Genomic DNA, 11,830 nt, shown 5'->3' on the forward strand with positions numbered 1-11,830 from the left:
ATGCGGATCGGCGACGCGGCGGCAGCGGCGGGCACGACACCTCGGGCACTGCGTTTCTATGAGCAGCGCGGGCTGCTGCCCCCGGCGCCGCGCACGATGACCGGGCAGCGGGAGTACGGGCCCCATGACGTGACGCTGGTGCGGATCATCCGCGAACTGCTCTCACTGGGGCTGACCGTCGAGGACGTACGCAGCTGCGCCGAACGCCTCCATCTTCTGGAGGGCGACACGTTGCCGCCGTACGGCAGCACTGGCTGCACTCAGGGCACCGGAGTCGTCCAGCGTCGGCTCACCGCCTTGGACGAGGAGATCTCCCGTCTGACAGCACTGCGGGAACGACTCGCCGCCCGGGTCAGCACGACGACCTGACCCGGGGTCAGCACAGTGACCTGATCAGGCGGTGTGCAGATAAACCTGCCCGAACACCTCGGACAGCTTCTTGAGGTCCGTGGCCGAGTCGACTTCCGGCGCCGACGGGTCGTAGATCGTGGCCAGCCGGGGACGGATCGAGGTCAGCTTCTTCAGCTGGTCCCAGGTGGCGTTCTCGGCCCACTTCTCGCCGTACAGCCTGCTGACCTGTCCCTGGTCGTTCTGCCAGCGGGACCAGAGGTTGACGGTCTCGGCGGCGTCGGCCTGGAGCGGAGTGGCGATGCGGTCGGTGATCGACTTGGTGGCCTGCTCGGCGGTGAGCTGCGGCGAGCCCACGGCGGCGAAGCCCGCGTCTTCCGCAACGATCTGACCGTAGGCGTCCCAGGCGCGGGCCCTGACCTGGATCCACTGGTTGCGCTGGGCCTCGGTGGCGTCGATCTTCCAAGTGGCGTACTCGGTCGCCAGGTGCCCGCCGTCCAGGGCGAGCTGGTCGACGAGGCCCTTGGTGAGCCAGGCACCGATCCGCTCGGGGTCGAGCAGCGGGTACTTCTTGGTCACCTCGGCCTTGCACGTGTCGTTGGCGCCGCAGCCAAGCACCGGCACCACCGTGTGCACGGCCAGCTTCTTGCCCGGCGCGAGGTTGCGGAGCGTGGTGGTGGCCTCCGTGACGAACTTGTCCATCTCGTCAGCCGTCTCGAACGTCTTGTTGAAGCCGAGCTGCGAGCTGAACCTGATCCCCACGGCGCCCTGCTGCGCCGCGACCGCGGCGACCTTCTTGGCCGCCTCGGCGAGCTTGCCCGCCTTCCAATCATCGGCCAGCTCCGCGTCGATCCAGACGCGCATCCCGGCCGCGGCGGCGGCCTTGACGGCCTGGCCGCCGGCGGACTTCTCGGCAGCCTGGATCTCGGCCTTGGACAGGCCCTCGGGGTTGACGAAGCACTCCTCGCCGGACTGGCACTCGGGCGAGCCGCCGTCCTCAGCGCCGTCGACATCGGGCGAGTCGACGTCGTGCAGCTCGCCGTCGCCCTCGGAGTCGTTGGCGCACTCGTTGCCGGCTTCGGTGCAGTCGACGAGGATCGGACTCAGCGGGCCGGCTTCCTGCATGTGCTCGCCGTCGTTGGAGAGCCAGAAGTTGGCGATGTCCCGCGCCTCGTCGGGGGTGGCCATCCAGCGGCACACGACGTACGCCGGGGTGTCGCCGGACATCAGGTCGTTGCAGCTGCGCGGATCGTCCTCCGACCAGGCTGGAACGCCTATGCCCAGCAGTGAGAGTGCCAATCCGATGACGAAAATCTTCCTCAGTCGCATGGCGCCTTACTCCAGGGGGTGATCGCGGACATATCGCACAATATCCGGATGATCAGCTACCTTCAATGAGATCCACTGCGTTCTTCACCCCGTGTTCCACCCGCAGTAGCCCCCCAAGTTGCGCCGCGTTCTCGCGATATTCCGGTACGGCCAGCAATCGCGCCGCCAATGACCGCCCGCTCAGCGCCCGAATAGGCAGCGGCGGCGGCCCCGCTCCCAATGCCGCCACCCGGCGACCCCAGAACGGTTGGTCGGAGAAGAAGGGGCAGACCACGTTCGGCACCCCGGCCGCCAGCCCCGCCGCCGTGGTCCCCGCCCCACCGTGGTGCACGACGGCCGCCGTCCTCGGGAACAGCACCTCGTGCGCCACCTCGCCTACCGGACAGACGTCCGCCGAGGCGGCCACGGGCAACCCCTGCACCACCGCCCGTACCCCGGCCAACCGCAACGCCGTGACCACCTGCTCGGCGACCGCGTCCGGCTTATCGGGCACCATGCTCCCGAACCCGACGAACACGGGCGGCGGTCCATCGTCTAGAAAGGCGGCGACGTCTGGGGGCAGCGGAAGGGCGGTCGGGTCCGGGTGCGGCGGGAGGGCGGTTGCGCTGTCCGGGTCGAGTGGCAGGCGCCAGTAGCCGGTCAGGTGGACGTAGTCGGGCCAGTCGCGCGGCCTGGGCACCACCAGCGGGCTCACCCCGCACAACACCGGCACCCGATCCCGCCGGTCGGCCGCGAACGGACTCCCCCGCAACGGTCGCAGCCCCAGCACTTGCCCGCGCAGCCGGTTCATCATGCGGCCCAGCATCAGCCAGCCAAGCCGCTCGACCACGGCGAAGCTGGCCCGGTTGCCGACCCTGCCCAGCGTCCGGCACGGGATCAGCGGGTTCGGGAACTCGCCGGTCGGCTCGCTGGGCTGGAACTGCAGGATCCCGTACGGCATGCCGTACCTCTCGTGGAGGTGTCTGCCCATGGCGCCGAGCGCGGGTCCGAGGACCAGTTCGGCGTCGGCGCAGGCGTGGTCCACCTGGGCGACGAGCTCCGCGGCGAGGGGTTCGAGAACGGCCCTGAAGCCCCGCACGAACCCCAGCGGCCCGCTGCGCAACCACGCCTGCCCTTCCTCGCTCTCGACGATCGCCACCGGATCCACCCCCAGCGGCACGAACCGCAGGCCCGCAAAACGCTCACTTATGGCCAGCTGTCCGAAGCGTTCGGGCGCGACGAGCGTGGCCTCGTGCCCACGCGCGGCCAACCCTTGGGCCAGCGCCACGCACGGCTGAGTGTCCCCCCGCGACCCCAAAGCCAGCACCGCAACCTTCACGCCCAGCCCGCCTTCTCGGCCCTGCCCGCCGTCACGCCCAGCCTGCCCTTACGTGCGGGTCACCATCACGCCCAACCAGCTCACGGCCGATCTGCTCACGGCAGTGTCAGCAAGGCGATCAACGCGCCCAGTAGTACGAGGGCCGCCGCGACCAGCAGGCCGAGCGCGTACCCCTGGGAGAAGCTCCCGGCCTCGTGGACGATCACCCCGATGGCCGCGATCCCGAAGAGGCCGGAAATTTCACGACTCACGGAGAAGATGCCACCCGCCACCCCGGCCCGAGACTCAGGCACCGCCCCCAGCACGGCCGACCCCAGCGGCATGGTCAGCGCCGACCCCACCCCGATCGCGCAGACAGCGGGCACCAATCGCCCCCACCCGTCCCCCGCCTCCAGGAACGCCGCCCCCACCATCCCAGCCGCCACCAGCACCAATCCGCAGGCGACCGTCCTCCCACTCCCCAGCCGCCGCTCGACCACCGGCACCAGCGGCGTGACGACCACCACGAGCAACGCCAACGGCACGAACGCCATCCCGGAGGCCGTAGGCGTGAACCCGAGCACCCCCTGCAGGAACAGCGCGGTATAGAAGAACACTCCGTTGACCCCGAGCCCCCACAGCACCTGAGCCAGCACCCCACCCGTGAAGCTCCGGCCCGCGAACAGCCCCAACTCCACCATCGGCGCCCGCGCCCCACGCTCCAGTACCAGGAACAGCACCCCGCCACCCACGCACCCGGCCACCGCGATCAGGATGGGCGGCGACCCCCAGCCGTACTCGCCCCCGTGGATCAGCGCGAACGTCCCAGAAGCCAGAAACACCACCGACGCCAGCAGCCCAGGCACATCCACCTGACCCCGCCGCCCGACGCTGGGCTCAGCGCGCGTTTCCGATATTGCGACGGTGGCCAGCGCGATGACGATCGCTCCCATGGGGACGTTGATCAGGAACACCCAGCTCCAATGGGCGTGCTGGCTCAGGTACCCGCCCACCACCGGTCCCAATGCGAGAGCACCGGCGCCGGACGCCATCCAGATGGCCACCCCGAGCGACCGATCGGGCCGCCCTGCCAGGACGGCCAGCGTCGCGGGCAGGATGAGCGCCGCCCCCACCCCCTGGGCCAGGCGCGCGACGACCAGGGGCTCGATCGAGGTGGCCAGACCGGCGCCGAGCGATGCCCCGGTGAAGACGGTGAGCCCGATGAGCAGCACTTTGCGCCGTCCGTACACGTCGGCCAGGCGGCCGCCGGCGATCATGAGGCCGGCGAACGTCAGGATGTATCCGGTAGCGACCCATTCGAGCGCGCTCAGGCGGGTGTGGAGATCGCGCTGGATACTGGGCAGGGCGACGGTGACCACGGTGTTGTCCAGCGTCGTCACGAACCCGGCCAAGCCGACGACCGTCAGGAGCAGCCGGGATCGGGTGGCGGGCTGTGCAGGGGCGACGGTCAAGGTCACATGTCCACCTCCGCCCAGGTCCAGCCGGGTCCGTTGGGGTTCGCCCTGACGACCCTGGTACGACCGGTGGTGACCTTTTCCCAGGTCGGGCGCCGCGTACCCGCAGCACGCCCGGAACCAGAGGTTCCTGGGTCGTCGGGACCAGACGCGGTGTCGGCGGTATCGGCGCCGGCCGGGCTTTTGGGGGTCGGGCGGGCGGTGACCTGCGGTCGTTTGGAGACTGCGGGCTCGGCGGCGCTGTAGGGGCGCTTTCTGACGGGTGGTGCGGCGGGGCGCGGGACGGGGAGGGCGGCAGGGGGGTCGTGTTCGGCGGATACCGGTATGGGGTCGGTGTCCACACCGAAGATGGCTGGGCGGCCGTTGACGGTCACCGGCGACGCTGTCCCAGGGCCGTCCTCCGCCCAGCACCAGCCGGGGCCGTCCGGATTGGGCTTGATCGCCCTCCCGGGACGCGGGCCGCTCGCCGTCTCAGGGCGCCGAGCCTCGCCGCCGTTCGTACTCGCCGACGCGGCGCCCGGGGATGGCGCTGGCGGGGAAAGCTCGTCCGGGGAAAGCGGCCGCCCAGCAGACAGCTGTCCAGCAAGCGGCCGCTCAGCAAGCCGCCGTTCAGCAGGCCGCCGCTCAGCGAGCCGCCGTCCAGCAGCCGGCTGAGCCAAAGGGGCCCCCTCCGAGGACAAAGACCCCTCATGGAACTCGATCCGCCGATGCACTCCCCGCAGCACCCCCGGCAACCACCAGTTGGCCCCGCCCAACAGCCGCATCGTCGCCGGCACCAGCAGCGCCCGCACCAGCGTCGCGTCCACCACGATCGCCACGAACATGCCCACCCCGAGCAGCTTCACGATCGTGATCCCGGCCGTCGAGAACGCCCCGATCACCACCAGCAGCAACAGCGCCGCACTCGTGATGACGCCGCCGGTCCGCTGCAGCCCCGTCGCCACCGCGGCCGTGTTGTCGCCCGTTCGCAGCCACTCCGCCCGTACGCGCGACAGCAAGAACAGCTCGTAATCCATCGACAGCCCGAAAACCACTGCCAGGATCAGTACCGTCACCGTGGCCTCGATGGTCCCCGTCGAGGTGAAGTGCAGCCAAGTCGCCAGGTGGCCGTCCTGGAAGGCCCAGACGATCACGCCGAACGAGGCGCCGATCGACAGGACGTTCATGAGCAGGGCCTTGAGCGGCAGCACGATGGAGCCGAAGGCGGCGAACAGCAGCAGGAACGTCACCCCACCCACCACCAGCGCCATCCACGGCAACCTGGACAGAAGGCTCGACAGGAGGTCCATCTGGGCCGCCGTCGGGCCGCCTACGACGAGTCGCCGGATGTTCGGCTCCGGGGTCATGGATCTGATCAGTGTCACCAGGTTCTGGGCCTGGGCCGACATGGGGTCGTAGGAGTAGCGGACCGCCAGCCGTACCGCGCCGTTGGCCTGGGAGAGGCCGGCCAGGTCGACGCCCGTGACGCCGGGCAGCTTGCGCAGGCGGTCGGCGAGAGGCTTGGCGTCGGTGGGGTCGATCGTGGTGACGGCGCTGATCGGGGTGTAGCCCTGGCCGAGGGGGCCGACGGCGGCGGGGCGGGTGGTGAAGGAGCGTTCGATGAGGGCGTGGACGTCGATCGTGGCCATCGAGTTCTTGGCGAAGTCGCGGTCGACGGTCTCGGCGACGCGGCGGCTCTCGGCGGCGGCGGGCAGGACCCGGTGGTCGACGTTGCCGAACCGTACGTGGGCGAACGGCCCGGCCAGCGCGAGCAGTACGGAGGTGACCGCGACCAGGTAGAGCGCTGGCCGTTTCATCACGCTGGAGGCGATCGCGTGCCACAGGCCGGCACCCACGCGGGCCGAGCCGAAGTCAGGGGTGATGCGGATGGCGTCCACGCGGGGACCGAGGATGGACAGCGCGGCGGGCAGGACGACCAGCGCCGCGGCCATGGCCACCAGCACCACGGCCGCCGCGCCCAGCCCGATCGAGCGCAGGAACATCTGCGGGAACAGCAGCAGCCCCAGCAGCGAGGTCGCCACCGTCAAACCGGAGAAGGCGACGGTACGCCCGGCGGTCGCCATGGTGCGCACCACGGCCTCCTGGGTCGGGGCGCCGGCCCTGATCTGTTCCCGGAAGGCGTTCAGCACGAAGAGGGAGTAGTCGACGGCCAGCCCGAGACCGAGCATGGTGACGACGTTCAGTGAGAAGACCGAGACCTCGGTCACCTCGGTCAGCAGCCTGAGCAGCACGAGCGCGCCGAGCACCGCGAAGAGGCCGACGAGCAGCGGGAGCCCGGCGGCCACCACGCTGCCGAACACCACCACGAGCAGCACCAGCAGCACCGGCATCGAGATCGCCTCGGCGCGCGCCAGGTCGGCGGCCGTCTGGTCGTTCAGCTCCTTCAGGAGCGGCACCGAGCCGCCCACCTGGACCTGGAGGTTCGCGACGGGCAGCCGGTCCTTGATCGCCGCGTACGCCGCCTGTTTGGCGCCTTTCAGGGTGATCAGGGCGTAGGTGGCGTGTTCGTCGGTGGACATCAGCTCCTTGGCGCCGGTGGTCCAGTAGGTGGCCATCTTGCGTACGTACTGGGCGGGCAGGGCACGCAGGGAGTCGTGCACGGCCTTCTTGAAGCGCGCGTCGCGCACCTTGACCTGCGGGTGCCGGTAGAGGACGACCACGTCGGGCGTGTTGCCGCTGTACCAGGCGTCGTTCCAGCGGGCGGCGGTGGTCGAGTCGGCGGCCGGGTCGGCGAAGCCGCCGTCGGCCATCCGGCCGAACAGCTGCAGCCCGAAGGGCGCGACCAGGACGGCCGCCACCAGGCTCAGGACCAGCAGCGTCCACCGGCCGCGGTGGATCAGGCGCCCCGCCGACTCAAACAAGGGCGCCCTCCAGGTACGCCCGCAGGCAGGCCCGCCGGGCGATCTTGCCACTGGTCGTCCGGGGTACGGCTCCGGTGCCGGTCAGCACGAAGTCGTGCACGGATAAGTTGTGAAATTTCCGGACCGCTGCCCGTACCCGAGCCGCCACCTCCGCCGGATCGGCCGAAGCACCACCGCGCGACCGCTCGGCCACCACCACGAGCCGCTCGGTCTCCTCCCCCGGCAAGGAGAAGGCCGCCACATGGTCGCGGCGCACGGCCCGGTGCGCCTCCTGGACGGTGACCTCGATGTCCTGGGGATAGTGGTTGCGCCCGTCGACGATGATCAGGTCCTTGATCCGGCCGGTGACGTACAGCAGCCCGCCGTACACCACCCCAAGGTCGCCCGTCCGCAGCCAGGCGCCGTCCGCGCCGTCCAGCGTCGCGCCGAACACCTCGGCCGTACGGAGGGGATCGCGCCAGTAGGCGCGCGCCACGTTCGGGCCCTGGACCCAGATCTCCCCCACGCGCCCGTCCGGCAACTCCTGCCCGCCCGAGCCGACGACGCGCACCCGCTGACCACTGGGCCGTCCGCACGCCACCAGCGTGGTCAGCGCCCCCGACGACCCGCCGTGCGGCACCGCGCGGCCGTCGCGGAGGGCGTCGCGGTCGAAGTCCGTGGCCACCACGGCCTCGTCGGGCCCCATGGCGGAGACGAAGACCGTGGCCTCGGCCAGCCCGTACGCCGGGGTGTGCGCCTCCGGCCGCAGCCCGCACCCGCCGAACGCGGCGTTGAACGCCTCGACGGTGCCGGGCCGTACCGGCTCCGCGCCGTTCAGCATGACCCGCACCCCGGACAGGTCCAGCCCCTCTTTGTCGGCCGCGCCGACCCTGGCCGCCGTGTACTCGTAGGCGAAGTTGGGCCCGCCGGTGTAGACGTCGTCGAACTCGCTGAGCAGCCGCAGCCACCGCACCGGATGCATGACGAACGCCACCGGATCCATGAACGCCACCTGGTTGCCCCTCACCATCGGCAGCGCGATCGTCGCGACCAGCCCCATGTCGTGGAAGAGCGGCAGCCACAGAGCCGCGACCGAGGTACGCGGCTTGGCCCGGAACAGCTCCCACAGCTGCGCGGCGTTGGCCTCGAGGTTGCCGTGGGTGATCTCCACACCGGCGGGCGCCCGGGTGGAGCCGGAGGTGTACTGCAGGTAGGCGAGCTCGCCGGGCTCGATCGCCACCGGCTCCCACTCGTCGGCGAGCAGGTCCGAGACCGTGTCGACCGCGATCACCGGAACCCCGGCGGCGAAGGCCCGCACGCCGGGCAGCGCGGCCGTGGTCGTGAGCACGGCGACCGGCTCGGCGTCGGAGTAGGCGCGGGTCAGCCGCTCGGCGTGCCCCGGCAGATCGGGCGCGAACAACGGCACTGCCACAATCCCGGCGTACAGGGCGCCGAGCATCGCCACCACGTACGGCAGCCCTTGGGGAGCGAGGATCGCCACCCGGTCGCCGGGACCCGCGACCTCGCGCAGCCGCACGGCCAGCGCCCGCGCTTTGAGGTCGGACCGCGCCCAGGTCAAGGTCTCGCGGGAGCCGTCACCCAGGTAATCGACGAAGGTGTAGGCGGGCGCGTCCGGGATCTCCCGCGCCCATCGCGCCACGCGCTCGATCAGTGCCTCGGGCATGCCCGGGTCCCCTCGCCGACTACAGGGACCTAGAAAATTACGGCAGAAAGAGCTTCGATTCTTGCCAAACGCCTGCACATTCCGCTTCCGGTCTTGTCAGCGGCGTGACAAGCACGGAGATATTCAGACGACAGCAGATGCGAAGAACCATCACAATAGTGAGCATTTGGGGGATTAGGGGGCCTACCACGTGCACGGCTATCTTCGCGATCTCGGGCTGCTCCGGGATCGGCGGTTCACGCTGCTGCTGACCGCGCGCACCATCTCGGTACTGGGCACCTCCTTCGCCCCCGTGGCGCTCGCCTTCGGCATCCTCGCCCTGCCCGGCGCGGACGCCACCACGCTGTCCGTGGTGCTCACCGCCGAGGCACTGCCGATGATCGTGTTCATGCTGTTCGCCGGGGTGATCGCGGACCGGTTCCCCAGGCAGCGGGTGATGATGGTCAGCGAGTTCATCAGCGCGCTGGCCTTCTTCGCCCTGGCCGCGATGATGCTGTCGGGCTGGACCCCGCTGCCCGCGATGGCGACCGCCGCGGCGGCCAGTGGCGTGGCGATAGCGATGCTGTTCCCCTCGCTGACCGGCATCATCCCCGAGGTCGTGCCCGCCGACCGGTTGCAGACCGGCAACGCGCTGCTCGGCCTGGGCGCCAACAGCTCGCGGGTGGCGGGCGCGGTGCTGGGCGGCGGCGCGGTCGTGCTGTTCGGCAGCGGGTGGGCGCTGGCCGTGAGTGGGCTGATGTTCACGGTGGCCGGGGTGCTGATCGCGGCACTGCGGCTCACGCCCGCCGAGCGCGACGCGGCGGCCGAGCATTCGATGCTGGCCGACCTGCGTGACGGGTGGCGCGAGTTCAGCACCCGGCAGTGGATCTGGGTGGTGGTCGCGCAGTTCTCCGTGCTCGTGATGGGGCTCCAGGCGGGTCACGGGGTGCTCGGGCCGCTGATCGCCAAGGAGAGCCTGGGCGGGCCCGCGGCCTGGTCGGCGTTCCTGGCCGGCGAGGCGGCCGGCACGATCGTGGGAGTGATCGTCTCGCTGCGGGTCCGGCCCAGGCGGCCGATCCTGGTCGGGACGCTGCTCTGCCTGCCGACCGCGCTGCCGTACGTGCTGCTGGGCACCGGCGCGCCGCTGTGGGCGATCGTGGCGGGCGCGTTCGTGCTGGGGGTCTGCTTCGACGTGTTCGGAGTGCTGTGGCAGACGACCATGCAGCGGGAGGTGCCGCCGGAGTCGCTGTCGCGGGTCAGCTCGTACGACGCGCTGGGCTCGCTGATGTTCGGCCCGATCGGGCTCATGCTGGCCGGGCCGGTGGCGAGCCTGGTCGGCACCCGGACGGCGCTGCTGGGCTGCGCGGCGCTCGTCGTGCTGTCCACACTCGCCGCGCTGCTGTCTCCCGGGGTGCGGCAACTACGCGCTCCCGCTCCGGTCGCCGAGAGCGTGCCCGGCTGAGCGCGTTCAGACGACGATCAGCGTCACCACGACGCCCGCGCAGTTGCCCGCCACGCAGATGCGGACGGGCACCTCGGACACCCCAGCGGCCTCCGGGATGCCGCCGATGTGCCCGTCGGGGCCGATCGTGACGCCCGCCGGCAGCTTGCCGTGGTCGGTCACGGAGAACGTGGGCGGCACGCCGGTGGGCCCGCCCGAGATCCCGATCTGGTCGTCGTAGCGGTTGCCCACCTTGCCGGGGAAGGCCAGCTCACTCGGCTGCCAGGGCACGTTCCGCAGCACGACGACCGTGACCTGCTGATCGACGCAGTCCTGGCCACGGCACAGGCGGACGGGCGTGGCGAAGGTGCCGGGACGCTGGGGAACTCCGTGCAGCCGGCCCGCGTCGTCCAAGGTCACGCCCGGTGCCAGGGCGGCGCCGCGGATGGTCAGGCCGTCCTGGAACGGCAGCAGGCGATTGGTCACCTCGATGCCCTGCGTGACGTAGAAGACGTCCTCGACGAGCCGCTTGGTCGGGGGGTCCACGTGCCGGGCGGGCAGGTCCCTCGATATGGCCACTGGGTGGAAGTCGGCCGAGGGCAGCGTGGGTAGCAACGCGTACAGACTCAGCCCAACGACAAATGCCCATGTTTGCCGCATCCCACCCCCTGTTCGTCTCCTCGATACGTACCCCACCAGCGCGTAGCGTTACTCCTGGCTCACGCATAGATAATCGGTTCATGGCCGCTGAATCCGCCCAGACCCTGGAACGCGGGCTGCGCCTGCTCAGGCTGCTCGCCGACGGCAAGGGCGGGCGGACGCCCACCGAGCTGAGCACCGAGCTGTCGTTGTCCCGACCGGTGGTCTACCGGCTGGTGACCACGCTGCTGAGCGAGGGGTTCGTCCGCCGTGACGCCGAGGGGCGGGTGCACCTCGGGTTCGGCGTGCTCGTGCTGGCCCAGGCCGTACAACCGCTGCTGCGCGCGGCGGCGCTGCCCACGCTGCGGCGGCTGGCCGAGGACGTGGGCGCGACCGCGCACCTGACCGTGGCCGAGGGCGACGACGGCCTGGCCGTGGCGGTGGTGGAACCGTCGTGGACGGACATGCACGTGGCCTACCGGGAGGGGTCGCGTCACTCCCTGTCGCTGGGCGCCGCCGGGCGGGCGATCCTGGCGCTGCGCGAGGGACGGGCCGACTATCTGGTGACGGAGGGGCAGTTGCAGGAGGGCGCGCGCGGGATCGCCGCGCCCGTGTCCGGGCTGCCGTGGCTGGAGGCGTCGGTCGGGGTGGTGACGTTCGGGCCGCTCAGCGAGTCGGCCGGGCCGCGCGTGGTCGAGGCGGCCGCCGAGCTGTCCGGCGCGCTGGGTTGACATCCCTTAGCCGATGGCGGACGGTAGTTGCATATAGAGGACACCAACGTCCGATAATCGGACGCCC

At 70.9% G+C, this 11,830-nt stretch carries 9 protein-coding genes; 3 read left to right on the forward strand and 6 right to left on the reverse strand.

Features of this window, described 5'->3' with window-relative positions:
- A complete protein-coding gene (locus AB0B64_RS33065; RefSeq protein WP_357957860.1) occupies positions 1-369 on the forward strand; it encodes a MerR family transcriptional regulator in 369 nt (122 codons plus the stop codon).
- A gap of 24 nt (positions 370-393) precedes the next feature.
- On the opposite strand, the gene AB0B64_RS33070 is transcribed toward AB0B64_RS33065, so the two are convergent.
- From AB0B64_RS33070 to AB0B64_RS33090, 5 genes are all read right to left on the reverse strand, one after another.
- Positions 394-1,677: a hypothetical protein gene (locus tag AB0B64_RS33070; protein ID WP_357957862.1), complete on the reverse strand. Its 1,284-nt coding sequence runs from the start codon at positions 1,675-1,677 to the stop codon at positions 394-396.
- Positions 1,678-1,729: 52 nt separating this feature from the next.
- Positions 1,730-2,995, reverse strand: coding sequence for a glycosyltransferase (locus AB0B64_RS33075; protein WP_358182065.1), 1,266 nt, complete (start codon positions 2,993-2,995; stop codon positions 1,730-1,732).
- A gap of 95 nt (positions 2,996-3,090) precedes the next feature.
- The gene (locus tag AB0B64_RS33080) at positions 3,091-4,452 is read right to left on the reverse strand and encodes an MFS transporter (RefSeq protein WP_358182068.1); all 1,362 of its coding nucleotides are present in this window, start codon (positions 4,450-4,452) and stop codon (positions 3,091-3,093) included.
- Entirely contained in the window at positions 4,449-7,310 is a 2,862-nt protein-coding gene (locus tag AB0B64_RS33085) for an MMPL family transporter (RefSeq protein WP_358182071.1), read from the reverse strand. Before AB0B64_RS33085 ends, AB0B64_RS33080 begins: the two co-directional genes overlap by 4 nt.
- Positions 7,303-8,973: a fatty acyl-AMP ligase gene (locus tag AB0B64_RS33090; RefSeq protein WP_358182074.1), complete on the reverse strand. Its 1,671-nt coding sequence runs from the start codon at positions 8,971-8,973 to the stop codon at positions 7,303-7,305. Before AB0B64_RS33090 ends, AB0B64_RS33085 begins: the two co-directional genes overlap by 8 nt.
- A gap of 190 nt (positions 8,974-9,163) precedes the next feature.
- On the opposite strand from AB0B64_RS33090, the gene AB0B64_RS33095 reads away from it, so the two are divergent.
- The gene (locus AB0B64_RS33095) at positions 9,164-10,414 is read left to right on the forward strand and encodes an MFS transporter (protein ID WP_357957872.1); all 1,251 of its coding nucleotides are present in this window, start codon (positions 9,164-9,166) and stop codon (positions 10,412-10,414) included.
- A 6-nt stretch (positions 10,415-10,420) separates the two neighbouring features.
- Here AB0B64_RS33095 and AB0B64_RS33100 read toward each other — a convergent pair whose 3' ends face one another.
- Complete coding sequence (locus AB0B64_RS33100; RefSeq protein ID WP_358182077.1) at positions 10,421-11,053, reverse strand: hypothetical protein; 633 nt, start codon at positions 11,051-11,053, stop codon at positions 10,421-10,423.
- Positions 11,054-11,133: 80 nt separating this feature from the next.
- Between AB0B64_RS33100 and AB0B64_RS33105 the strand changes: the two genes are divergently transcribed.
- Entirely contained in the window at positions 11,134-11,763 is a 630-nt protein-coding gene (locus AB0B64_RS33105; protein WP_357957876.1) for a helix-turn-helix domain-containing protein, read from the forward strand.
- Positions 11,764-11,830: the final 67 nt, after the last annotated feature.

Origin of the sequence: Nonomuraea sp. NPDC049129 (genome assembly GCF_040648495.1) — a bacterium.
GTDB lineage: Bacteria > Actinomycetota > Actinomycetes > Streptosporangiales > Streptosporangiaceae > Nonomuraea.

Excerpts from the sequence above, each read along its gene's own strand:
- AB0B64_RS33065 (WP_357957860.1), top strand. The coding sequence starts at position 1 with ATGCGGATCGGCGACGCGGCGGCAGCGGCGGGCACGACACCTCGGGCA.
- AB0B64_RS33070 (WP_357957862.1), bottom strand. The coding sequence starts at position 1,677 with ATGCGACTGAGGAAGATTTTCGTCATCGGATTGGCACTCTCACTGCTG.
- AB0B64_RS33090 (WP_358182074.1), bottom strand. The coding sequence starts at position 8,973 with ATGCCCGAGGCACTGATCGAGCGCGTGGCGCGATGGGCGCGGGAGATC.
- AB0B64_RS33100 (WP_358182077.1), bottom strand. The coding sequence starts at position 11,053 with ATGCGGCAAACATGGGCATTTGTCGTTGGGCTGAGTCTGTACGCGTTG.
- AB0B64_RS33105 (WP_357957876.1), top strand. The coding sequence starts at position 11,134 with ATGGCCGCTGAATCCGCCCAGACCCTGGAACGCGGGCTGCGCCTGCTC.